Origin of the sequence: Synechococcus sp. UW140 (genome assembly GCF_900474295.1) — a bacterium.
GTDB lineage: Bacteria > Cyanobacteriota > Cyanobacteriia > PCC-6307 > Cyanobiaceae > Synechococcus_C.
On sequence record NZ_UCOB01000028.1, the window covers coordinates 94536 to 118281 of the forward strand.

General features: G+C 57.7%; 27 protein-coding genes and 2 pseudogenes. 14 read left to right on the plus strand and 15 right to left on the minus strand.

The window, feature by feature from the left end:
- Positions 1-45: 45 nt before the first annotated feature.
- From DXY10_RS11830 to DXY10_RS11890, 13 genes are all read right to left on the minus strand, one after another.
- Complete coding sequence (locus DXY10_RS11830; RefSeq protein WP_115019527.1) at positions 46-495, minus strand: YchJ family protein; 450 nt, start codon at positions 493-495, stop codon at positions 46-48.
- Positions 496-1575 (minus strand): DUF3326 domain-containing protein, encoded by a 1080-nt coding sequence (locus DXY10_RS11835; RefSeq protein ID WP_115019529.1) that lies wholly within the window; start codon positions 1573-1575, stop codon positions 496-498.
- Entirely contained in the window at positions 1572-1784 is a 213-nt protein-coding gene (locus DXY10_RS11840; RefSeq protein WP_115019531.1) for a hypothetical protein, read from the minus strand. Before DXY10_RS11840 ends, DXY10_RS11835 begins: the two co-directional genes overlap by 4 nt.
- On the minus strand, positions 1781-2116 hold the full coding sequence (locus DXY10_RS11845) for a 2Fe-2S iron-sulfur cluster-binding protein (RefSeq protein ID WP_115019532.1): 336 nt from the start codon (positions 2114-2116) through the stop codon (positions 1781-1783). Before DXY10_RS11845 ends, DXY10_RS11840 begins: the two co-directional genes overlap by 4 nt.
- 364 nt (positions 2117-2480) lie before the next feature.
- Positions 2481-3431 (minus strand): F0F1 ATP synthase subunit gamma, encoded by a 951-nt coding sequence (locus DXY10_RS11850; RefSeq protein ID WP_115019534.1) that lies wholly within the window; start codon positions 3429-3431, stop codon positions 2481-2483.
- Positions 3432-3444: 13 nt separating this feature from the next.
- Positions 3445-4965, minus strand: coding sequence for a F0F1 ATP synthase subunit alpha (gene atpA, locus DXY10_RS11855; RefSeq protein ID WP_115019536.1), 1521 nt, complete (start codon positions 4963-4965; stop codon positions 3445-3447).
- Between the two features lie 58 nt (positions 4966-5023).
- Positions 5024-5572: an ATP synthase F1 subunit delta gene (gene atpH / locus DXY10_RS11860; protein WP_115019538.1), complete on the minus strand. Its 549-nt coding sequence runs from the start codon at positions 5570-5572 to the stop codon at positions 5024-5026.
- Entirely contained in the window at positions 5572-6093 is a 522-nt protein-coding gene (locus tag DXY10_RS11865; protein WP_115019539.1) for a F0F1 ATP synthase subunit B, read from the minus strand. The genes atpH and DXY10_RS11865 overlap by 1 nt, the downstream gene beginning before the upstream one ends.
- Positions 6090-6557, minus strand: coding sequence for a F0F1 ATP synthase subunit B' (locus tag DXY10_RS11870; RefSeq protein ID WP_115019541.1), 468 nt, complete (start codon positions 6555-6557; stop codon positions 6090-6092). The genes DXY10_RS11865 and DXY10_RS11870 overlap by 4 nt, the downstream gene beginning before the upstream one ends.
- Positions 6558-6651: 94 nt before the next feature.
- The gene (gene atpE, locus DXY10_RS11875; RefSeq protein WP_007098848.1) at positions 6652-6900 is read right to left on the minus strand and encodes an ATP synthase F0 subunit C; all 249 of its coding nucleotides are present in this window, start codon (positions 6898-6900) and stop codon (positions 6652-6654) included.
- Between the two features lie 172 nt (positions 6901-7072).
- A complete protein-coding gene (gene atpB, locus DXY10_RS11880) occupies positions 7073-7798 on the minus strand; it encodes a F0F1 ATP synthase subunit A (protein ID WP_115019543.1) in 726 nt (241 codons plus the stop codon).
- A gap of 24 nt (positions 7799-7822) precedes the next feature.
- Positions 7823-8158, minus strand: coding sequence for a hypothetical protein (locus DXY10_RS11885; protein WP_115019545.1), 336 nt, complete (start codon positions 8156-8158; stop codon positions 7823-7825).
- A 104-nt stretch (positions 8159-8262) separates the two neighbouring features.
- A complete protein-coding gene (locus DXY10_RS11890; RefSeq protein ID WP_115019546.1) occupies positions 8263-9465 on the minus strand; it encodes a trans-aconitate 2-methyltransferase in 1203 nt (400 codons plus the stop codon).
- 165 nt (positions 9466-9630) lie between these two features.
- Here DXY10_RS11890 and DXY10_RS11895 point away from each other — a divergent pair.
- The 8 genes and pseudogenes from DXY10_RS11895 to DXY10_RS11925 all read left to right on the plus strand — a co-directional run.
- Positions 9631-12531 (plus strand): annotated as a pseudogene (locus tag DXY10_RS11895) (phycobilisome rod-core linker polypeptide); the annotation flags it as partial.
- Between the two features lie 192 nt (positions 12532-12723).
- Positions 12724-13173, plus strand: a pseudogene (locus DXY10_RS14930) (phycobilisome rod-core linker polypeptide); the annotation flags it as partial.
- Between the two features lie 318 nt (positions 13174-13491).
- A complete protein-coding gene (locus DXY10_RS11900) occupies positions 13492-13977 on the plus strand; it encodes an allophycocyanin (RefSeq protein WP_115019548.1) in 486 nt (161 codons plus the stop codon).
- Between the two features lie 41 nt (positions 13978-14018).
- Positions 14019-14507 (plus strand): allophycocyanin subunit beta, encoded by a 489-nt coding sequence (gene apcB / locus DXY10_RS11905; protein WP_115019550.1) that lies wholly within the window; start codon positions 14019-14021, stop codon positions 14505-14507.
- Positions 14508-14512: 5 nt separating this feature from the next.
- Positions 14513-14713 carry a phycobilisome linker polypeptide gene (locus tag DXY10_RS11910; protein WP_007098856.1) on the plus strand — a complete coding sequence of 67 codons (201 nt, stop codon included), beginning with the start codon at positions 14513-14515 and terminating at the stop codon, positions 14711-14713.
- A gap of 224 nt (positions 14714-14937) precedes the next feature.
- Entirely contained in the window at positions 14938-16101 is a 1164-nt protein-coding gene (locus tag DXY10_RS11915; RefSeq protein WP_115019673.1) for an FtsW/RodA/SpoVE family cell cycle protein, read from the plus strand.
- A gap of 107 nt (positions 16102-16208) precedes the next feature.
- Complete coding sequence (locus tag DXY10_RS11920) at positions 16209-16877, plus strand: cytochrome c biogenesis CcdA family protein (protein ID WP_170955832.1); 669 nt, start codon at positions 16209-16211, stop codon at positions 16875-16877.
- 3 nt (positions 16878-16880) lie between these two features.
- Positions 16881-18176, plus strand: a complete 1296-nt coding sequence (locus DXY10_RS11925) for a cytochrome c biogenesis protein ResB (protein WP_115019553.1) — start codon at positions 16881-16883, stop codon at positions 18174-18176.
- Here DXY10_RS11925 and queF read toward each other — a convergent pair.
- A complete protein-coding gene (gene queF, locus DXY10_RS11930) occupies positions 18148-18558 on the minus strand; it encodes a preQ(1) synthase (protein WP_115019555.1) in 411 nt (136 codons plus the stop codon). The genes DXY10_RS11925 and queF overlap by 29 nt on opposite strands.
- 276 nt (positions 18559-18834) lie before the next feature.
- Between queF and DXY10_RS11935 the strand changes: the two genes are divergently transcribed.
- Entirely contained in the window at positions 18835-19053 is a 219-nt protein-coding gene (locus DXY10_RS11935) for a DUF4278 domain-containing protein (protein ID WP_115019557.1), read from the plus strand.
- Between the two features lie 162 nt (positions 19054-19215).
- Positions 19216-19554, plus strand: coding sequence for a P-II family nitrogen regulator (locus DXY10_RS11940; RefSeq protein WP_115019558.1), 339 nt, complete (start codon positions 19216-19218; stop codon positions 19552-19554).
- 26 nt (positions 19555-19580) lie between these two features.
- On the opposite strand, the gene DXY10_RS11945 is transcribed toward DXY10_RS11940, so the two are convergent.
- The gene (locus tag DXY10_RS11945; protein WP_115019675.1) at positions 19581-20441 is read right to left on the minus strand and encodes a TlyA family RNA methyltransferase; all 861 of its coding nucleotides are present in this window, start codon (positions 20439-20441) and stop codon (positions 19581-19583) included.
- 99 nt (positions 20442-20540) lie between these two features.
- Between DXY10_RS11945 and DXY10_RS11950 the strand changes: the two genes are divergently transcribed.
- The 4 genes from DXY10_RS11950 (at position 20541) to fumC (ending at position 23741) form a co-directional block, all read left to right on the plus strand.
- Entirely contained in the window at positions 20541-20804 is a 264-nt protein-coding gene (locus tag DXY10_RS11950) for a hypothetical protein (RefSeq protein WP_115019564.1), read from the plus strand.
- A gap of 43 nt (positions 20805-20847) precedes the next feature.
- Positions 20848-22143: an adenylosuccinate lyase gene (purB, locus tag DXY10_RS11955; protein ID WP_115019566.1), complete on the plus strand. Its 1296-nt coding sequence runs from the start codon at positions 20848-20850 to the stop codon at positions 22141-22143.
- Between the two features lie 15 nt (positions 22144-22158).
- Positions 22159-22260 (plus strand): adenylosuccinate lyase, encoded by a 102-nt coding sequence (locus tag DXY10_RS11960; RefSeq protein ID WP_115019568.1) that lies wholly within the window; start codon positions 22159-22161, stop codon positions 22258-22260.
- 83 nt (positions 22261-22343) lie between these two features.
- Positions 22344-23741, plus strand: a complete 1398-nt coding sequence (gene fumC / locus DXY10_RS11965) for a class II fumarate hydratase (protein ID WP_115019570.1) — start codon at positions 22344-22346, stop codon at positions 23739-23741.
- Positions 23742-23746 lie beyond the last annotated feature (5 nt).

Here is a 23746-nt window from a genome sequence, read left to right on the forward strand (position 1 = left end):
CGGTGCGCCCTCGGGTTTGGCCATCAATAGAACAAACAATTAGACCTAAAACACTTCAAAAGAAAGGGGACGAACATAGAGCCATGCCCCCTCGGGGAGCCTGTCATGGCGCTCAAACAATGATGTTTCCTTGAGGGTTCTACGTTGCCCAGCTTCTTTGAAATCCGCTTCAAAGCAAACCGAACCGGTCAGATCGCCACTTCCCCCTCCCTGCACCGCTTGGATGCGAAGTTCCACCCATCGTATCTGGCGGCAATTCAAGCGAAGGTCTCGCCGCTGTCGCACCGGTGAATTCTCGCGGTCGAGATGGGTCTTGATCAAGTAATCCACCTCCCCTCTCGCAAAGGCGCTGTAGCGAGAACGCATCAACTGCTCAGCCGTATCCGCCATCACCAAACCCTGATGCAAGGGTGCGCAACAAACGGCATAGTGCTGACCACTGCCACAGGGGCATGGAACAGCGCTGTCTTCAGCAACTAAGAATCCTCGTCCCACCTAGAGCAGCTCCTGCAACCCAGGCAGAGGGCGCTGGAGAGAGGCTGGGCTGACCCCTTCCCGCAGCGCCAGCACCAGTCCTGCCGCCTCTGCATAGGAAACTGCAGGTAGCAATGGGGCGTAAGACTGCAGGCCGAGAGCTTGCGCCGTCACCGTCAACAACGAGGGATTGACCACCGTGATCAAAGGGATGTTCTGCTCTAGGCAAGCGAGCACCGGTTCTCCCCCAAGCGCATCTGCAGGCACCACAAGAGCACCCAGATGCTCAACGCTCAGATCCGAATGGTGGGCCGAGGCCTCCGCAGAGAGCAGAGTTGGGGCCCGGCTCAGCCCCACCAAGACGCAGGCCAAAAAGGTGTAACCCAGCTCTTCAGCAGCGGCTCTTGGATCAAGCTCAGGCTCGAGAGGCAGTGGTGACAAGGCAGGAGCATGGGCACAGGGAATCTGAAGGTGACGCACCAGAAGATGGCTGATCACCGCCTCCGCACCGGCAAGAGCATCCACACCACTGCCGTGCCGATAGGCCGCCAGTGCCTCACTATCAGGGTCCTCAGGGAAACGTGTCACAACGGCAATAGCCGTGGCACCAGCCGCCTTGAGCTGATCGCCGGCACGCAGCAAGGCATCGGGACGTTCCGGCGTGCCCGAGCTGATGCCGCTGTCCCCAAGCTCCAGGTGCACCCCCAGGGACACATCACTCGTCACCACCGGTCCAATCTCCAGACCAAGACTGGCGCGACAAGCATCGGCCACCTGGAGGTGCCGATGCCGCAACTCAGGTTCAATGGCCGCATCCAGCAACAAGCCAATCCGCTGCCCCCGAACCGGCCGCAACCGCCAGTCCCCAACAGTGAATCGGTCGATCGCATAGCCCTCCACATAGTGGATGCGGGGATCGCTCCAGTACAGCGCCGCGCCGTTCATCACATTGGGATGGGTGATCAGGCAACCACTAGCAGCGGCCAACAGCCGTGCACTAGGAAGCGCATCCCCGGCGAAACCACCGATCTGACAGCCGATGCCAGTGGGCACCAGCAGCAGTGTGGGGAACGGTGCGGCACATCGGTCAGGCCCGCTCATTGGATCAAGACAGCCTCGACTTGCAAGGCCAGTACAGCACTGGCATCAGTCGTGCCAGCAGTCGTGCCAGCAGTGCGGTGAACACTGGTGATAGCCCAACGCAAGGGCTCCCCCTCATCGTGGAGCTGGCCCAGAACCCAAGCATGCAAACCGGAAGGTGGAAGGTCTGCAGGGCAGGCCAGCAGTAATCGCCGAGAGGCGAGTTTCACTTCTGATATTGACCAAATTGCGCTTCATAGAGAGCGTCCTCTTGGCCCGCCACAATTTTGAGGTCTGAGCGAGGGAACGAAACACAGAGGAGGGCAAAACCGTCGTTGCGCAGCTCCTCCTTCACCCCCATGGCATCGGGCTGATGCACTTCACCCTGCGTGATGCGCGCAGCGCAGGTGGTGCAGACACCAGCACAGCAAGAGCTGGGAATCATCACCCCGGCATGCTCTGCCGCTGATAGCACGGTCTGATCTTCAGCACACTGGAAAACATGCTGCTGACCATCCAGATCAATGCTGATGGCATAGCTCGTGCCAGTCGTGTTGCTCATCCTTCCAGGAACGCACCAGAAAGTTCATCCTCTCAGGGCAAGGGACGATTTCGCCCCTTCTCTTGCATCAGAGCCGTGAGAGATGCGCATTGGGATGACGAGAACAGTCAGCCGACTCAGCCGAGTCTCCCCCACAGAGGGCAGCCAACTGTGGTGATCCGCAGGCCGTGATCTCAGCTGCGATCACGCCTGAGTGTGCTGGAGACCAATCCTTGAAAGCCCCTCGGGGCAAGACCATCTCCTGCAAAACACAAGACTCCAAATTGATGATCGAGACAGGCGCCAGTCTCCGAAACTGGAATTCGACAAAAAAAGCCGGTCCCGTCAGGAACCGGCTGAAGAAGAGGTGAGAAGCAATCAGCGATTAGCCGGCTGCTGCGGCACCACCAACCACTTCAAGAATTTCCTGAGTAATGGCTGCCTGACGCGCTTTGTTGTAATCCAGAGTCAGTTCCTTGGCGAGTGCCTTGGCGTTGTCACTGGCGTTGTTCATCGCCGTCATTCGACTGGCCAATTCAGACGCTGCCGATTCCTGCAGAGAGCGCAGAAGCTGGTTCTGGAGGTAAAGGGGCAGCAAGGCATTCAGCAACTGATCAGGAGTTTGCTCAAACACAATGTCCGAAGGAATCTTCGGTTCAGTGTTGGCTGGTGCGGCACCAGATTCAACAGTGAGGCGCCCCTCTTTCGTCGTGAGACGGAAAATCTCATCGTCCGGATCGGCAATGTCTTGAGGGTCAAGCGGAAGGAGTGTCTGCACAACCGGCTTGCAGCTCACCAGGTTGATGAACTTGGTGTAGATAATCTCCACACGATCGGTGCTCCCCGAGAGGAACTCAGCAAACAACTCATTCGCGATTGAGCCGGCTTCTTCAGCGGTTGGGACCTGCTCAAGACCAGTAAATGTGGCCTGAGTTGGATAGTTGCGGTTCGTGAAATAGGTGATCGCCTTGCGGCCAATCAGAACCACATCAACCTTAAAACCCTTGGCCTTAAGTTCATTAAAACGCTGTTCGGTGCGCTTGATGATGTTGGTGTTGTAGCCACCGCAGAGACCACGATCGCCGGTGACAGCCACAAGAGTGATGGTGTCGACAGCTCGCTGCTCCAGCAGAGGAGCGTCAGCGTCCTCAAAGCGCATTCGTGACTGCAGATTTTCCAGCAGACGAGCGAGTCGATCCGCGAAAGGACGACTTCGCAACACCTGTTCCTGGGCTCGACGGACCTTTGCCGCCGCCACGAGACGCATGGCCTCAGTGATCTTGCGTGTGTTTTTGACCGATTTGATCCGGTCTCTGATCTCCTTGAGATTCGCCATGAGTGAAAACCTCTCAGTTGGCCGTGGCCAGCATTGTGGACGTGACTTCTGAGATGGCCTCCTTGAGCATGGATTCAGCGTCAGGACTGAGCACCTTCTCGGTCTGAATTTTCTGGATGAACTCAGGCTTGTTGCTCTTCAGATACTCACGCAGCTCGCGGGAGAACTGAACCACCTGATCCACAGGAACATCATCAATCAAACCTTTCACACCGGCGTAAACGATGGCCACCTGCTCAGCAAGAATCAACGGGCTGAACTGAGGCTGCTTGAGAAGTTCACGCAGACGCTTACCGCGGCCGAGCTGCTTCTGTGTGGCGGCATCAAGATCAGATGCGAACTGAGAGAAGGCGGCCAACTCGTCAAACTGAGCCAACTCCAACTTGAGGGTGCCAGCGATCTTCTTAATCGCCTTGGTTTGAGCAGCACCGCCCACTCGGCTCACGGAGATGCCGACGTTAATGGCAGGACGCAAACCAGAGTTGAACAGATCAGAGCTAAGGAAGACCTGACCATCGGTGATCGAAATCACGTTGGTCGGAATGTAAGCAGAAACGTCACCAGCCTGGGTCTCAATGATTGGCAGAGCAGTCATCGAACCTTTGCCCATGGCATCAGACAGCTTGGCTGCACGCTCAAGCAGACGACTGTGGCAATAGAAGACATCTCCGGGGTAAGCCTCACGTCCGGGTGGACGGCGGAGAAGCAGTGACATCTGGCGATACGCCTGTGCCTGCTTGGTGAGGTCGTCGTAGATGACCAAGGTGGCCTTGCCTTTGTACATGAAGTACTCAGCAATCGAGGCACCGGTATAAGGAGCCAGGTACTGCAGAGCCGCGGCCTCGGAGGCGTTCGCGGCAACAACCACGGTGTAATCGAGAGCACCACGCTCGCGCAGCACTTCAGTCACCTGGGCAACCGATGCAGCCTTCTGGCCAACGGCCACATAGACACAAACCACATCCTGATCGGCCTGGTTGAGGATCGTGTCGATCGCAATGGCGGTCTTACCGGTCTGGCGGTCACCAATGATCAGCTCACGCTGACCGCGACCGATCGGAATCATCGCGTCAATCGCCGTAATGCCGGTCTGCATGGGTTCATGCACCGACTTCCTCTGAATAATGCCCGGAGCGGGGGACTCAATCAAACGAGACTCGGTCGTCGCGATATCGCCCTTACCGTCCATTGGTTGCCCCAGTGGGTTGACCACGCGGCCAAGCATGGCGTCACCAACAGGGACGGATGCAATCTTTCCGGTCGCACGAACGGTGCTCCCTTCCTGAATGCCGTTGCCCTCGCCCATCAGAACGGCGCCGACATTGTCGTCCTCAAGGTTCAGGGCGATGCCCTCAGTGCCGTCTTCGAACTCAAGCAGTTCGCCGGCCATAGCCTGCTGAAGGCCGTACACACGAGCGATACCGTCGCCCACTTGCAGGACAGAACCGACGTTGCTGACAGAAACGGACTTGTCATAGTCCTCGATCTGCTGTTTGAGGATGGCGCTGATCTCGTCAGGACGGATGGAAACCATGGCGGGTAATCCCTAGGAAGGGTGGTGAGTAGAGGAGCAGGAAGGGGTGGAGGAGAACTCAGCTCGTCTTGGCAAGTGCCAGACCGAGGCGGCGAACCTGACCAGCGAGGCTGGCATCAATGACCTGGGAACCCAGGTTGACAACAAAGCCGCCAATCAAAGAAGGATCAACGCTCAGATCCATCTCGACAGATCCTTTGCCGAGCATCGCCTGAACCTTTTGGGTCAGGGCTGCCTGCTGGGTTTCGGAAAGCGCTTGGGCCGTGGCCACCTTGGCCAAGGAGATCTGGCGGGACTGCCGATAGAGATCGAGGTACCGATTGAGAACCGCGTCAAAGGCAACAAGACGCTGGCGATCAGCGAGAACCTTGAGCAGATTCAGCAAAGAAGGCTGGATCTGTTCTGAAAGCAGAGTGGAGAGCACCTGCTTCTTTGCATCAGGCTCAAGCACTGGTGAGGTCATTGCTTCCCTGAAATCAGAGGAAGTTGACCAGATCGAAAGCAGCTGCTTGCACTGATCAGCCACATCATCCGACTCCTTGCGGGCATCGGTGACCTGAAGCAAAGCTTGCGCGTAAGGGGTGGCCAGTGAATTCAGTAAGGGCATCAGGCATCCTCCAGGTTCGAGATGGAGGCATCGATCAGTTGAGACTGCGTCTTCTCATCGAGCCGTCCGGGCAGGTCGGCCAAGACCTTGTCAATCGCGGCAAGAGCAGCCTGACGACGAAGCTCTTCGGTCAGGCGAGCACCCTCAGCGTTGAGATCAGCAAGGGCATCTTGTTTGAGTGCCGCCATGGCCTCGATGGTGCGCTTTTCACCATCAGAACGAATGGCCTCAGCTCGGGCTTTACCATCAGCGCGAATTTTTTCTGCTTTTTGCTGGGCCGAAGCAAGCTCACCCTGAGCTTTGCTCAGCTCAGTAGTGGCGGCCTTTAAGCGAGCTTCAGCGTCATCCAGTTCCTTAAGAATGGACTGACGACGGCGATCAAGCATGTCGCCAAGAAATCCCTTGAGGAAATAGACAAGAACCCCGATCACGATCACGAGGTTGATCAGATTCGTCTCAAGAGGATTGAGGTTGATCGAGAAGCCACCCTCAGTGGCGAGCACGGTGAGGAAAGACATCATGAAACGGCCAGCAGACGTTGAATGATCTGAGAGCTGAGCTGATCAACCTTGGCCATCAGCTTGGACTGAGCTGCTTCTCGTTGCTCTTCAATCTCACGGCGAGCCTTCTCACGAGTGCGGTTCGCCTCGGTCTCAGCCGTGGTTATCGCATCGCGATAAAGCTTATCGACTTCCTGCTCAGCTTCGACAATCGCAGTTTGAGCAGACTGGCGAGCACCACGCAGTTGTTCAGTGAGATCAGCTTCCAGACGCTCAACTTGCGCAAGCTTCTGCTTGGCATCAGCAAGACTGGTGGAAATGTAGCCCTCACGTTCTTCAACGACCTTGCCGACCGGACGGAAGAAGAGGGAATTAAGCAGGAAGGTAAGGAGAACCACCTGAACTGCCATAAGAGGCAAGGTGGCATCGAGGTCGAAAAGACCTCCCTCCGGAACCGCCGCTTCAGCGAGCAGAAGCCAGGTCATGGAAGAGGAGCGCTAGGAAAAAGCGAAAGAATGCAGAGCAGGTTTCAAAGAGGGAGGAGCGATGCTTCAAGAGACATCGCTCCTCGCACCTGCATCAACCGGCGAAGGGGTTGGCGAACAGAAGCACCAGAGCCACCACCAGGCCGTAAATCGTCAGCGACTCCATGAATGCCAGTGAAAGCAGCAGGGTGCCGCGGATCTTGCCTTCAGCTTCGGGCTGACGGGCAATACCTTCAACAGCACCTTGGGAAGCGCTGCCCTGACCGATACCAGGGCCGATGGCAGCCAGGCCGACAGCAAGACCAGCGGCAACGACAGAAGCTGCGGAAGTGATGGAATCCATGTTGAGTGCGTTTGGGGGAGCGCCGTGAAGCGCAGAGCAGTAAGGCGTGGGGATTGGTTCCCCCTGCGCAGGGACACTCCCTCAAGAGAGAGCGGGCCCGGGTATAAGCGCCGGACCTACGCGCAGATGTGTATAGCAGATCGCCTTGAAAAGGCGAATAGCGAATGTGTGACTAGTGCGACTCGTGCAGACCTTCTCCGATATAGAAGGCGGCAAGAGTTGCAAAAATCAGAGCCTGGATTGCACTGGTAAAGAGTCCCAGCAGCATCACAGGGAGAGGAACAATCAACGGAACGAGATAAACAAGCACTCCAACGGCAAGTTCATCGGCCAAGATGTTCCCGAAAAGACGGAAGGAGAGAGAAAGAGGCTTCGTGAATTCCTCGATAATTTTGAACGGGAGCATGATCGGAGTCGGCTCCACGTAAAGCTCGAAGAACCGCAGTCCTTTACGGCTGAGACCCGCATAGAAATATGCAAGGGACACGAGCAAGGCCATCGCCACAGTCGTGTTGATATCAGCTGTTGGAGCCCCGAGTTCACCCTCAGGAAGCTCAATAATCTTCCAAGGGATCAGTGCACCACCCCAATTGCTGACGAAGATAAAGAGGAAAAGGGTTCCGATGAACGGAAGCCAATCGCGATAGTACTTCTCACCAATCTGATCACGTGCAAGATCACGCAAGTAATCCCACATGAACTCGAGGAGGTTTTGCACACCCCGGGGATCACGATCTAGCTTTCGGGTGCCGACCACCACAAGAGCGAGCAAGGCACCGATCAGGATCCAGGAACTAAGGAAAACCTGGCCATGAAGATTGAGGTTGCCGATCTGCCAATACAGATGATGGCCAACCTCCAGTTCGGCGAACGGCAGTGATAAAGGCAGCAAAGCCATGAATGCAGGAGGGGGTGCGCGGACTCAGCCGTCAATGACGGTCTGAAGAATCAGGGCGGGCTTGTAGAGGAGAAAACCCACAAAGGCTGGGAGGAGATCAAGCTGGGGGAATCGAGCGGCAGAGACGATCAGAACAATCGGCACGACCAACTGAAAACGACCAACTTGACGGGACCCTCCGCCGAGCCGGGCCACGCTGCGGGAGAGCAGGCGCAAGTAGAGAACTCCTGCGCAGGCTCCGACCAACAGGCTGCGGGCCACCAAGAGATCGAATCGCCAAGCTGCGACAAGAGTCGCAACAAGAGACACCATCAAGGTGGCCAGCATCAGGCGTCGCTGCAGGCGTGCGTAGTCCTCCATACCGTTATCGGAAGGGGCGTTCGCCTCGTCCGAATGAGTGGAAGTCGCAGCCTGCAAACAACACTTGAGAAAGCGCGCGGAATCTATCACGCGAGACGCCCAACTCAGCCTGAACCAGGCTTCAACAGCAGCAGGCGCCGCCTGCAAAGGTCTCGCGCGACTTCAACGACTTCAGCTCCGATCCCGAGAGATTTCAGCGATATCCCTGGGTGCTGCTCGACGGCTTGTAGCAGCGCGAGAGACGGCTCATCGAGACTGATCGGCTCGAGATCTGTGCCGAGCAGACTCGCCGAAGGCCAGCCCCAGAGACAGGGCTGAAGCTCTCCATAGGCATCAAGCAATGCCTGGTCATCCCCCCAGGTCTCGACCTGCACAGGCTGGGCGCTGACAAAGAATTCGAAATGACTGATGTCTGGATCGAGTTGCTCGATCAATGCCCATTGCTGGGGCAATGGGAGGGAGCAAGCCCTCTGAAGCAGTTCGCCATCCAGCAAACGAGCTGGATCCCAGACAGCAGGATTGGAAAATCCTGCGAAGTGAAGCCCGGAGGCTTCGATGAAACCCATCAGTCGCTCGAGGTCGTAGCTGGTCTCCTGAGGATGGAGATACATATCAGCGAAATTCGCGTCAGCAGCACAATCAACTGACCAGCGCTGTTCATGGTGGCGCCGCAGGCGATTGTTCTGAGGAAGCGTCTCGAACAATTCACGTCCCAGACGCAAGCCCTCAGCTCCTGTGCCCACCTCCAGGAGATTCAGTGCTCTCTGGGTTCGATGAATTTCCCAACGTCCGGCATCCGCATAAAGGAACAGATGCAAAAGCCCTTGGGGCGCGAGCAACTGAGCCAAGGACGTCAACCCGGCCTCAGGGGCATCGAGATGATGAAGGACACCCACGGAATTGATGTAATCAAAAGGCCCTTCGCCCTGAAGATCCAGCAGGCTCCGTTGTTCCTGCCTTAATGAGGTGACCTGATCTGCCCCACCAGAACGACGGAGGCGTTCACGGGCAACCTCGAGAGCACCTGCACTGATATCCACAGCAAGCACATCAGCACCTGGATTGAGATGGCAGAGGTAATCAGTGCTGACTCCGGTGCCGCAACCGGCATCGAGAATGTGCCAGGGCCTTCCCCCAGTCGGCTCGGGCTGAAGTTCACCATGCACAGCTGCATGCACGCTGCGTAGGCACCAGCGCCAGTTGTATCCGGGCGGAGGACCATCCTGCACAGGATCACCCGGATAGGGGAAACGGTCATAGAAGGCGCTGACGACAGGGGTGGCGGCGTCTGTTGAGTGCTCAGGCATCGGCTTGGGTGCTGGGCGGTGAAGTGCAGGGTCGACGGGCCGAGCATTTCACGGGCGATGGCCACCAAAGCGACCAGCACCGACCCCCTGCAAACATTTGTTCATGCAGGCCGGGAAGGCCATGAAGCGAGCCGTAATCTGGCTCGATCTGGCTTGCTTTCGTTCATGACCGTGACCGCCAGCAGCGGCAGCCCAAGGGTGACGCCCCAGCTCTTCGACACACTGCCGCTGTCCAGCGTGCGTCAGGCCGAACAGCAGGACCGCTTTCCTGATGGTGGCGAGCTCAACAACCTGATTACCTTTTTCCGGAGTGGTCAGGATCGGATTGAGGCATCAAGGGTTCTAGCTGACAACGCCGAAGCCATCGTGGCCAGGGCAGCCAATAAGATCTTTGCCGGAGGGACGCCTCTCTCCTTTCTGGAAGCACCGCTCAGCAGAGGGGAAGTACAGCTCCGAGACGGCACGGTGCTTGCATCCGACCAAGCAGCGTTCCAAGCGTCAATCGAGACTTTTACAGGAGCCAGTGCGGCAACAGGCGGTGGCAATGCCTTTACCCGCCTTCTGCGGGGAAGTAGCGAAGATGCTGACGTTCGAGTCGTTCTCCCGACCGGTTTCGCTCCGATCAGCGTGGCCAAATATGGCCCCGAACGCATGCGCAAATCGGTGCGTGACCTCGGCTGGTTCCTCCGTTATGTGGGCTATGCCCTCGTGGCAGGAGACCCAAGCATTCTTTCGGTCAATACCCGCGGACTTCGCGACGTTCTTGAGAGGGGATGTTCGCTTGCTGCCACCAATGTGGCGCTCCAGGAGATGCGTGCTGCAGCCGCCAGCTTGCTGCGCGATCGGCCAGAAGCACGTGCGATGGCCGTTCAGTGTTTCAACGTGCTGCTCCAAGAGCTCGCCATCGCGACGCCCTCAAGCCGACAGAAACTAGGCAGTTCAGAACGTCAAGGTCTTCAATTACCAGCGATCTATGCCCTCGCTTCACAGGGCAAATCCCCTCGTTACAGCATCAAGCTGGGGATGAGTGGGGCTGAGCGTCAGGAAATCGTACGTGCCGCTTACCGCCAGGTTTTTGAACGCGATATCGCCAAGGGTTATTCCCAGGCACCTTGTGGCCAAGAAGCCTCTCAGTTAGTCCAGGGCAAAATCTCTATGCGCGAATTCATTCGCGCCCTTGGGCGATGCAAGGAATACCGTCAGCAATTCCACGACAGGTTTGTGAACAGCCGAGTTGTTGAACTCGCTTATCGTCACTTCCTGGGCCGAGGGGTTAGCTCCCTCGAGGAATTCAAAACCTCATTTGCCATCCTCAGCGACCAAGGCCTCAATGGTCTGATTGATGTGCTTGTGAACTCCCGTGAGTACGCACAGACCTTTGGAGAAGAGACAGTTCCATTCCTGCGTGACCTTGGCGAAGAGGCCCAAGAAAGTGCTGGGTGGGGCTCGAACCGGAAGCTTTTCCGCTTCAGCGCACCTTTCGAGGGAGCTCCCCAATACGTCACCCTTTACGCCTCTTATCGACAGCCTTTCGCTGATCAACACGTCTACGGAGGTGGGAATGATCCGATTGGCAATCAGTACGGTGCGATTTTCCCGAGTGGCACTGCTTCCGTAGCCACACGCCCAGCGCCCTATGGCTACGACAGCCGACGGCTGCTAGTCAGCAACGGGCTGGCCTCTCCAGGCCAGATGGACAGCGCTCAGTTCCGAAGCAGCCGTCCCCGCAAAGTCGGTCCCCGTGTGGTCCGACTTCAGCAGATCGCTACCGGCGGAGCAGCGCGTCCTCGGCGGGGTGGTTTGCCCAGCGTTCGAAATACGGAAGCCAGTACGCAATCGGTGATCAACGCTGTCTATGTGCAGGTTCTCGGCAATGCCGGCTATGCGGGTGAACGGGTCTCATCAGACGAAGCACGTCTAGAGAACGGCGACATTTCCCTGCGCGACTTTGTGCGGAGTGTTGCCCGTTCTGATGCCTTCCGGCGTCGCTACTGGAGCGGCCTCTACATCGCCAAGGCCATCGAGGTCATGCATCGTCGCCTCCTGGGCCGACCAACATTTGGTCGTTGGGAGATCGATGCTCTGTTTGATGTCGCGGCTCGCCAAGGCTTCTACGGTCTGATTGATGCCTTTATCAACAGCAAGGAATACTGCGATTGCTTCGGGGAAGACACCGCTCCCTATGAACGCTTCATCACCCCAGCCGATCTCAATACGCGGCGGGTTCCAACATGGAAGCAAGCCATCAATCTCGAAGCTCTTGCTTCTGGTACAAAGTCAGAGAGGCCTGAGGCCCAAATCGTCGAGAGGCTCAAGACCAGCGGCGATCTCACACAGCGAAACATCCAGGGGGCCGGAGGTCCGATCAAATGGGAACAATCCTCATCCATTAACAATCGGAATAACGAGCAACTAACGTCGTTTGCTCTCACCAAGCAATTCAACAAAACGACTAAAGCAAAAACTCCATCCTGGCAAGCCAAGGTTGAGTTCAGAGGAATCGTTAATCCCGAGATTCCTGGAGAAAAAATTCTTCAGGCCCTAAGGCGTAATGACATCAATGGCTTTGCAGCACGCGTTGGTCTGCAAACTTCGATTGAATTAAAGCCACCATTTACGGAGGAAGCTCTTTCCTCCGTCATCGATGAAACCTATAGACAACTCCTCAATCGCATCCCATTCGATGACGAACGCTTAGTTGAAGCAGAGTCTCAACTCAGAAACCAGACAATCCCCCTTGTTGGTTTTATTGAAGCTGTTGCCCTGAGTGACACGTTCCAGAATCGTCTGAGCGCAATGGCTCCATTAAGAGCCGCTGCTGCAGTCAGCCTCGCCATTCTTGGTCGCGCTTCAACTCCTGGAGAAGCGGCTGAATTCGTTCAGACCAGAGCAGCCAATGGCCAACCCGCAGCCATTCGCAAGGTCTTCGAACGGCGCGAGGCCGATGATGCCAACCGCCTCCTCCAAATCAAACTTCCTTCCACGGATGGGCGGCAAAGCTTCAGAGAGCTGCAAACCACCAGGCAAGACAGCCTGCCAAGACCGATTGCTCCGGTGACACCGCCCATCTTCGAGGAAGATGGTGAAGCCAAAACAACCGCCCGCTTCAATGCGGTCAAGACCCAGGCCATTCAAGCGACTGCAGCACCTCTGCCTCCCTTAGCCAGAGCACTTGAGAGCAAAGACACCACAGGATTCCAACGCAAAGCAGGGATCCCAACACCGATCCTTCTCAGTCCTCCCTTTAGCGAGGATGAATTAAGCGTTGCCATTGATGCGACCTATCGCCAACTCATCAACCGCATCCCATTAGATAACGAGCGATTGACGAGCGCTGAATCACTGCTTCGCAATCAAGATCTGGACATTTCAGGCTTTGTTGAAGCAGTCGCCATGAGCGATCTCTTCCAACAACGCCTCTCGAGCATGGCGCCCCTTCGCGCCGCATCAGCAGCCGCACTAGCCCTGCTAGGACGAGCAGCCACCCCTGCGGAAGTCGCCGAGTTCTTAAAGATTCGCGCTGGGTCTGGACAACCAGAAGCGGTCCGCTCGCTTCTGATGGCTGCAGAGTCCCTCTCCACAAATGAAGTCCCTCGCGTCCAAGGGATGGAGACAACTCCAGGCCAATCGCAATCAACAGTGATTCGCACAGCATCACTGTATCGAGGCAATTCAGCACTCAATCCCCCAAAAGATTCAGCGATCTAGATTAACAACAGTCTCCAAAACAAAGACCTCTAAAAACATTAGCCCGCAATACGCGGGCTTGTTTTCTTTGGCTGTTAAACACAATGTGACAAAAAGAGGCGGACCTTTCAATAGCAGAAAATAACAAACGCGAAACAGCAGAAACGCTGCGCTGCAACCGATTTGGGCCCGCACCGCCCATGAAGAACTGTTAACGAGTCCTAATAAGTGCAAGCCGCTAGCCGCACAATGATTGGGCGGTCAGCCAAAATGATCGCGTAAACCTTTCACCGGATCTCGGCCTCCTACGGGCGGTCGCTTGTTTCGAGGCAGAACTGCATGAGCATCGTCTCCAACTCGATCATCAACGCGGACGCCGAAGCCCGCTATCTGAGCCCTGGCGAACTCGACCAGATCAAGGCTTTCGTTAACGGCGGCGAACGACGCCTGCGTGTTGCCCAGGTTCTCTGTGAGAGCCGAGAGCGCATCGTCAAGCAGGCTGGTGGTCAGCTTTTCCAGAAGCGCCCAGATGTCATCTCCCCTGGCGGCAATGCTTACGGTCAGGAAATGACCGCGACCTGCCTGCGGGACATGGATTACTACCTCCGCTTGGTGACATACGGCATCGTCGCTGGTGACATCACCCCAATCGAAGAGATTGGCGTGATTGGCGCCAAGGAGCTCTATCGATCCCTAGGCACCCCCCTCGAAGCCCTCGCAGATTCCGTGCGTGAAATGAAGACCGTCGCCATGGGCCTGCTGACCGGCGCAGACGCAGAGGAAGCCGGTTTCTACTTCGACTACGTGGTGGGCGCCCTCGCCTGATCCCCTGTCCCTCCTACTGACAACGCTCTTCCTACGGATCCATGCAAGACGCCATCACCAACGTCATCAATAAGTCCGACGTCCAGGGCCTCTACCTGGACACGGCTTCGATGACCAGCCTTGAGTCCTATTTCTCCAGTGGTGAGCTACGCGTTCGTGCCGCAGCCACCATCAGCTCTAACGCTTCCGGCATCATCCGTGATGCCGTCGCCAAGGCACTGCTGTACTCGGACATCACCCGTCCAGGCGGCAACATGTACACCACCCGCCGCTACGCAGCGTGCATCCGCGATCTGGATTACTACCTGCGCTACTCCACCTACGCCATGCTGGCCGGTGACACCTCCATCCTTGATGAGCGTGTTCTCAACGGTCTGAAGGAGACTTACAACTCCCTGGGTGTTCCCATCGGCGCAACCGTTCAGGCCATCCAGGCCATGAAGGAAGTTGTTGCCACACTCGTCGGTGCAGATGCTGGCAAGGAAATGGGCGTTTACCTGGATTACATCTGCTCTGGTCTCGGCAACTGAGAACCATGCGGTTGTTCAAAGTTACGGCCTGTATACCCAGCCCTGAGAAAGTGCGCACGCAACGCGAGTTGCAAAACACTTTTTTCACCAAGTGGGTGCCCTACGACAGCTGGTTCGCTGAACAACAGCGAATCCAGAAGCAAGGTGGACGAATCATCAAGGTTGAGCTCTGCACAGGTGGCCGTCAGGTCAACGTGGGCAACTGAGAGTCACCACCAAACCAATCCGTTTCCAAGCCCGGTCACAGACCGGGCTTTTTTTTGCTCCCATACCTTGGCAAACACGGTTTAAAACGGCTGAATGGACTGAATCAGATCCTGTGTCTTTGTCCCGCAAAAGCTTGAACTCCCGACGGAGGGCTTCCTCGCGACAGGCTCGGATCAGCGCCGCAGCAGATGCTGTGCCAAAGGGCAGCAGCATCTGGACACGCATGCTGCCCCTTGATTGGTCTCTCTGGCCTGCCGAAGCGCGCCTGCTACTCACTCTCACGCTGATCTGGAGCCTTGCAGGTCTTCTGATCCTGGGTTCTGCCAGTTGGTGGGTTGCCAGTCGTGAGATGGGAGAGGGGGCCTATTACCTCAAAAGACAAGTGATCTGGATGCTCGCAAGCTGGGGCCTCCTCAGTCTTGCTGTCAGCACCGACCTACGACGTTGGATGAAAGTGGCCGGCCCGGCTGTATGGATCGGCTGTCTACTGGTGGCCGCCACGCTTCTTTTTGGGGACCCTGTGAATGGCGCTAGCCGCTGGCTACCGATCGGCCCGATGCAGATTCAGCCATCGGAACTGGTGAAACCCTTCGTGGTACTGCAGGCAGCCAACTTATTTGCGCACTGGAAACGCAGTGGTGTGGATCAAAAGTTGCTCTGGCTAGGCAGCTTCGGGGCTCTGATACTGCTGATTCTCAAACAACCGAATCTGAGTACAGCGGCTCTGACGGGACTCCTGCTCTGGCTCATGGCTTTTTCTGCCGGCCTTCGTCTTCGCAGCCTGTTTGGAACAGCACTGGTCGGAGCAGCACTCGGGTTCAGCAGCATCATGATCAACGAATACCAGCGGCTGAGGGTGGTCTCATTCCTCAACCCATGGCAAGACCCCCAGGGAGATGGCTACCAACTGGTCCAGAGCCTTCTGGCGATCGGTTCCGGAGGCATCCTCGGCCAAGGCTTCGGACTGTCCACCCAGAAACTGCAGTATCTGCCCATTCAGAGCACCGATTTCATCTTCGCTGTCTATGCCGAAGAATTCGGATTCATCGGATCAGTGATGCTGCTGCTGTTTTTGATGCTGGTGGCATTTCTTGGGTTGCGCGTTGCCCTGCGGTGCCGCAGCAATCAGGCGAGACTCACCGCCATCGGCTGCACCACCCTCTTGATCGGCCAATCCTTGATGAATCTTGCCGTTGCTTCTGGTGCCATGCCGACAACGGGGCTGCCATTACCGATGGTGAGTTACGGCGGCAACTCTCTGCTCTCAAGCCTTCTCGTGGCGGGCCTTCTAATCCGCTGTTCGCTTGAATCCACCAGTCTCGTGGGGGGACGCCGACCGAGGCGACAGAACGAACGTTCTAATCAGCACCTGGCGCCAAGTCGATAGGGTGATCCATCAAGCGCACTCCGGATGCTCCGGCAGCGACCATTCACGTTTCCCTCCTGGCGATTGCATCCCTGGATCTGGCGGATCTGGCGCGCAGCAGTGAGCAGCTGCTCACCCAGGCGCTCAATCAGCCCGGCCCCCTCACCATCGGGCTTGTCTTCGTGGGCGGTGCCCTCACCAGCCTGGGGCCTTGTTCGCTCTCCTTGCTTCCGGTGACCCTTGCCTATCTTGCTGGCTTCAAGGGCCAGCAGCCAGGCTGGCAACGCAGCCTGCTGTTTTGCTCGGGCATCGTGGGCGCCTTGGTCGTGCTGGGCAGCCTCAGCGGACTGGTCGGCCGCATTTATGGCCAGGTACCGGATGTGGTGCCAAGCCTCGTCGGCCTGCTGGCTGTGGTGATGGGACTCAATTTGCTTGGCCTGGTTCGGCTCCCCCTTCCTTCGGGCCCGGATCCGATGCGCTGGACCGAACGGGTACCAGCCCCCCTGGCACCGATCGCAGCCGGACTCGCCTTCGGCTTGGCAGCTTCGCCCTGCACAACGCCTGTGCTGGCGGTATTGCTGGGCTGGATTGCCACGAGCGGCAGACCACTCGTGGGAGTGCTGATGCTCACAAGCTTCGGGATCGGCCAAGTTCTGCCCTTACTTATCGCCGGCAGTGCTGCCGCCAGTGTGCCCAAGCTGCTGGCCTTGAGACCGATCGGCCGATGGGTTCCACCCATCAGTGGTGTTGTGTTGATCTGCACTGGCATGCTCACCCTTCTGGCCCGCTGGAGCTGATCGATGACCCTGCTCCGACGCCTGGCAGCCCTGCTCTCCGACCTGCGGCTGGCTATCCTTCTCCTTCTGCTCATTGCCAGCGCCAGCGCCATCGGCACCATCCTTCCCCAGGGGGAAGACCCTGCTCTCTATCTGGAGCGATTCAATGCCGACCCATGGCTGGGAGTGATCAACGGCGAGCGCATGCTGCAATTGCAGCTGGATCATGTCTATTCGAGTGGTTGGTTCCTAGGCCTCCTTGGCTGGCTCGGCGTTGCGCTCATGCTCTGCAGCTGGCGCCGTCAATGGCCTGCACTGCAATCCGCCCTGCGCTGGATCGACTACCGCGAACCCCGACAACTCAGCAAACTTGCGCTCGCCGAAACGCTGAGCAGCCCTGACCCGAAGAAGGGAATCACCAATCTGGCGACGAGCTTGCGAGCGCAGGGATGGCAGGTTCAGGAACAGCAAGGTCGGCTGGCAGCCCGGCGTGGGGTGGTGGGCCGCGTAGGGCCTCTATTGGTGCATACCGGGATGGTGCTGCTGATGCTCGGGGCGGCCTGGGGTTCCCTCGGAGGCAATCGACTGGAACGATTTCTGGCGCCAGGCCGCAGCCTTGACCTTCTGGACAGGTCTGGGAACAGCCAGCTCACACTCACGCTCGATCAATTCACGATTGAACGTGACCCGGCTGGACGCACCGAACAGTTTCGTTCGCAACTCTCGCTGCAACCCCCAGGGGACAACGAGGCGGTTTTCAAAGAAATCAGTGTCAATCACCCGCTGCGATATCGCGGCATGACCGTTTATCAAGCGGATTGGTCCCTCGCCACAATCACAGTTCAGCTGGGCAGAAGCCCCCTGCTGCAACTACCGCTGCAGACCTTTCCTGAGCTCGGCGACCAGCTCTGGGGCCTGGTCCTACCAACCCGCCCAGATGGGAGCGAACCTGTGCTCCTGACCCTAGGAAGCGAAGCTGGGCCGGTACAGGTGTTCGGCGAGGGGGGCGAGCTGATCACCAACCTGCGCCCAGGTGGTTCCTCCGTCGAAGTCAATGGGCTGCCCTTGAGGGTGGTCGAGGTGATGCCTGCGAGCGGACTATTGCTGAAACGCGACCCTGGCGTGCCCCTGGTTTACTCCGGCTTCGCCATCACCCTTCTGGGGGGAGGTTTGAGTCTGGTAGCCACCCGTCAACTTTGGGCAGTGGAAGACCCCGAGCATCAGAAATTACACATCGCCGGCCTTTGCAACCGCAATCTGAGCGGCTTTGCTCAGGAGTTCCCAACTCTGCTTAGCAGGGCTGACGAAATCCATGCGTGACACGCACAACCGTGTGCACATTGCCTCTGGGATTGAAATCAGCTTCGAGCTGCATCCAAACCGGCTCACAGGCCACCACAAGATCATCCAGGATCCGATTGGCTACTTCCTCATGGGAAATCGTCCGGTTGCGGTAACTATTGATATAGAGCTTGATCGCCTTGAGCTCAACCACTTTCGGCCCCGGTTGATAGAGCAACCGGAGCACAGCGAAGTCGGGATACCCCGAAAAGGGACACAGGCAAGTGAACTCTGGCAGTTCGATCGAGACCTCGTAGGGCCGTCCTGGGCGAGGGTTCTCGAAGCAGATCAGTTCTGCATCGGCAATCGACCTCTCGCCATATAGAGGCGTGCGCGTGGCATCAGGGGCGACTTGGCTCACAGGTCGGCAACAGACAGGTCGAACACTAAGGCTCAGGGCCAGCCCTCCGCCACCGCATTCCTTCAGGAAATATCCATGAAGGAATGATCAAATGTTCACCATGAACAGCAGCATCTAGATAAAATGATAAAGAAGGACAAAACGTTGAGCTCCAGCGGTGCTTTGCACCGACCCAACAGCAGGAAGTAGCCAGTCCGCAAGGCGAAGCAACGCTCCTTCTATCGAAGCGGACCCGGCCAAAGCCGGGACAAGGTTCATCCCTTCGAGTTGCCCACCATGACCACTCAACTGCGCACCTATCGCGGGATCCAGTACGACCCCAGCAAGCACGAACAGGCCAGCAGCGCCCAGGTTGATCACACCTACCGTGGCCTCCACTATGAAGCTCCTCTGCGACACGAGGCTGCGGCGCCCGATCCACGCGTAGAGCTCCATTACCGAGGCAGGGCGTATCACCATCGCCGCCAAGAGGCCCAGAGGAGCTTGGACTCCTGAATCAGTAGCAGCCAGCACAATCATCTCTCCGAGGCTGAGTCCTAATGGACGAAACCAGAGAGACCTTTTCAATTCATCCTGCAATATCTTCCGGTGCAGGCTCTACCGAAAGCAGGCCGTTTCTGACAAACTTTTAACACTCGAAATTATCGATCGCCGTCCATGAAAAAAGTCGAGGCCATCATTCGCCCCTTCAAGCTTGAGGACGTCAAACTCGCCCTGGTCAACGCCGGCATTGTTGGCATGACCGTGAGCGAGGTTCGCGGCTTCGGACGCCAGAAAGGCCAGGTGGAGCGCTACCGCGGATCTGAATTCACCGTTGAATTCCTACAGAAACTGAAGATCGAGGTTGTGATCGATGACAGCAATGTTGAGGCCGTCGTGAACGCCATCGCTGAGGCCGCCAAAACAGGAGAGATCGGCGACGGCAAGATCTTCATTTCCCCAGTCGACAGCGTGTTGAGAATCCGCACTGGTGAGCGCGACGGCACCGCTCTCTGACGAGACGTCCACCCGCTCGGATGACTTCATTCAGCCTTCGCCAGGGTGGTAGTCACCACTCTGGCGATGTCTGTGTCATCGACCTCCGTCACAGCTTGACCCTTGCGTGGACCAGACAACCAGACCAGATCAGGGCGCCCGGCGCGCAACCAGAGCAGATATTCGTGATTTCCGGCCGGTCCGGTAATGGGCGAGCCAACGAGTCCGTAAGCCTGCCAAGCGAGACCCGATGCAGCCTGAATCACTCCACGCAAAGCATCGCGATGGGCCCCAGGATCTCTGACGACTCCTCCCTTCCCCACCCGTTCACGACCCACTTCAAACTGGGGTTTCACCAGCAGCACGGCTTCGGCCTCCGAGGGGGTGAGCAAGGCCTGAATCGCTGGCATCACCAGACCTAGCGAAATGAAAGAGACATCCGCTACCGCAAAGTCGGGGCGGGGATCATCAGGTCCATACATCTCTTCGGGAGTGAGCCTGCGCAGATTGGTGCGTTCTCGCAGCACCACCCTGGGGTCGGTGCGCAGGCTCCAGGCCGTCTGTCCATAGCCCACATCAATTCCATAGACCCGACGCGCACCGTGCTGCAAAAGGCAATCGGTGAATCCACCGGTGGAGATCCCACCATCCAGACAAACGCGACCCTCCACTGTTAAAGGGAACACCTCGAGCCCCTTCAGCAATTTCTCTCCTCCACGGGAGACAAAACGTGGGGGTTGCTCCACAGTCACCTTGAGATCCGCGGCTACCTGCTGGCCAGGCTTATCCAGCAGCAGACCGCTTCCATCACGAACCTTGCCTGCACGAATCAACAGCTGAGCCTGCTGCCTGGTTGGCACCAGGCCCAGCGTCAGCAAATGCTGGTCCAAACGGGTCTTGTGTGCCATTTCTTCATAAAAGCAGAGGGAAAAACCGAACAAATCCGGGGGGTAAGCCCAAAGCCTGGATGACCTCCGGGAAGATCAACCCAATCCGCCCATCGGGACGTGTCAGCTAGTCAGCCTCCCCGCAGCCATCGCCACGGCCGAAACCGGGCTGAACGCGTTCTCAGCGCCGTCTCTCCAGCCCCAAAGCACGACGTGTTCGAACTGCTGCACCCCGGTAGTTTCGTGACCCTCGATAACCATCCCTCAGACCTTCCTCCGTTTCAGGTCATCCACTGCCGTGGCGGTCGTTGCCTAGTGCGGCAGCAGGCCTGGGGCCAGCATGTGCAATGGGAAGTGGAGCACCAGCGGCTGCATTCAGCCTGAAGGCAGGGCCATACATTGGTGACGTCGTTGCCACGCGCTGGCCTTGATCGAGAGATACACCCTGCCCGAAATGGGCAACCTCTGGACTGATAGAGCCAAATACCAGAGCTGGCTCGACGTTGAAGTTGCCGCTTGTGAAGCGAACTGCAGTCTGGGACGCGTGCCTAAGGACGCGATGGAGGAGATCCGGACAAAGGCCGCCTTCGAGCCGGAGCGGATCCTCGAGATCGAGGCGGAGGTTCGTCACGATGTGATTGCCTTCCTCACGAATGTGAACGAACACGTGGGTGATGCAGGACGCTTCATTCATGTCGGCATGACCAGCAGCGACGTGCTGGATACCGGCGTTGCCTTGCAGCTCAAGGCATCGGTTGGATTGCTTCGAAAGGAACTGGCCGATCTGGATGACGCGATCGCCAAGCTGGCGACCGACCACAAGGCCACCGTGATGATCGGTCGCTCCCACGCCATTCATGGCGAACCGATCACCTTTGGTTTCAAACTGGCTGGCTGGCTAGCGGAAACCCGCCGCAACACAGAGCGTCTTGAGCGACTTGAGCGTGATGTTGCCGTAGGCCAGATCAGCGGTGCCATGGGCACCTACGCCAATACCGACCCTGAGGTGGAACGCCTGACTTGCGAGCGGCTGGGCCTCACGCCAGACACCGCCAGCACTCAGGTGATCTCACGCGATCGCCATGCCGATTACGTGCAGACACTCGCACTGGTCGGAGCTTCTCTCGACCGATTCGCCACCGAGATCCGCAACCTGCAACGCACTGACGTGCTTGAGGTGGAGGAGAGCTTCGCCAAGGGACAGAAAGGCAGTTCAGCCATGCCTCACAAGCGCAATCCGATCCGCAGCGAGCGGATCAGTGGTCTGGCGCGCGTGCTGCGCAGCTACGTGGTGGCAGCACTGGAAAACGTGGCTCTCTGGCATGAACGCGACATCAGTCACAGTTCCACCGAACGCATGATGCTGCCCGACTGTTCTGTCACCCTTCACTTCATGCTCAGAGAGATGACCGCCGTCGTCTCCCAACTGGGGGTTTATCCCGACAACATGCGCCGCAATATGAATGTCTACGGCGGCGTGGTGTTTAGCCAGCGGGTCCTGCTTGGATTAGTCGATGCCGGCATGAGCCGTGAGGATGCGTACCGGGTGGTGCAACGCAATGCCCATACAGCCTGGAACGCAGACGGTGGTGATTTCCGCGGCAATTTAGAAGCCGACCCCGATGTGACCGACAAGCTCAATCCAGAACAACTAGCAGCCTGCTTCAGCACCGATTTACACCAGGCGAACCTAGGGGTGATCTGGTCACGGCTGGGGCTCTGATCACCCGCGTAGCCGATGTTCTGGACCCCCTATGCCGACTGGATCTACGTGGTCGTTAGCCTCTCAGGCTTAGCGGCTGTGACCTGGCTGGTGCTGCGGCCTGGACCGGACAACTGACCAACAGCACGAGTCGGTCGTCCAAGCCCTGCTGGCAGGATGAAGACGTGTGCAAGTGCGTCGCAGCGAGGCGAGACGAACTGATGGTGGCAGCGACACGGGTCGAAACCGACAGCATGGGGCCTGTTGAAGTACCTGCTGAAGCCCTCTGGGGCGCTCAAACCCAACGCTCTCTGCAGAACTTCGACATTGCAGCCGACAGGATGCCAACTGAACTGATCCATGCCCTGGCAAGGATCAAGCAAGTGGCAGCCATCGTGAACACCAAACTTGGAGTCCTGGACGAAGCGAAACGCGATTTCATTGTTGAGGCTGCTGCCGCCATTGCAGAAGGCCAACACGACGATCAATTTCCTCTTCGCGTCTGGCAGACCGGCAGCGGAACCCAGACCAACATGAACCTCAACGAGGTGATCAGCAATCTGGCAGCACGCACCTCAGGCGAAGAGCTCGGCAGCCATCAACCAGTCCATCCCAATGACCACGTCAACAGGTCGCAATCCACCAACGACGCTTTCCCAGCAGCGATTCACGTCGCCGCAGCTGATGGGATCTGCCATCGTCTATTGCCTGAACTACAACTGCTGAGCCAAACCTTCGCGGCCAAAGCTGAGGCCTGGGGAAGCATCGTGAAGATCGGCCGCACGCACCTCCAGGACGCGGTACCTCTCACCTTGGGGCAAGAGGCCTCCGCATGGCGGGATCAGATCAACACTGCTTCTGTGCGCATCAACGCCTGTCTGAATGAAGTGCTGTTGCTGCCCCTCGGGGGCACCGCCGTAGGCACAGGCCTCAACGCCCCCGATGGCTATGCGGACCAAGCCGCCGCGGAATTAGCCCGACTGATGGGGTTGCCTTTCAGCTCCGCACCGAACAAATTCGCCGTGATGGCGAGCCATGACGGTCTGGTGAACGCCATGGGTCAGCTGCGACTGCTGGCTGTGAGCCTGCTCAAGATCGCCAACGACATCCGCCTGCTTGCCTGCGGACCCCGCGCCGGCCTGGCGGAACTGCATCTCCCAGAAAACGAGCCCGGGAGCTCGATCATGCCTGGCAAGGTGAACCCCACGCAGTGTGAATCCATGGCGATGGTGTGCACCCAGGTGATCGGTCTGGATGCAGCGGTGGCCATGGCAGGAGCCGGTGGCCATCTGCAAATGAACGTCTATAAACCACTGATCGGCTTCAACCTGCTGCAGGCCATCACATTGCTAACGGATGCCAGCCGCTGCTTCCGGGTCGCCATGGTGGAAGGGATGACGCCCAACCACACCCGAATCCAGCGCGACGTTGAGCAGTCGCTGATGCTGGTGACCCCCTTGGCACCAGTGATTGGCTACGACAAAGCCAGCGCTATCGCTAAATATGCCCATGAACAGGGCTCAAGCTTGCGCGATGCAGCTCTAGAGCTCGGCTATGTGAGCGCCGAAGAGTTCGATCGCATCGTCGATCCGGCCGCCATGACCATTCCCCACGGCTAAGGGGC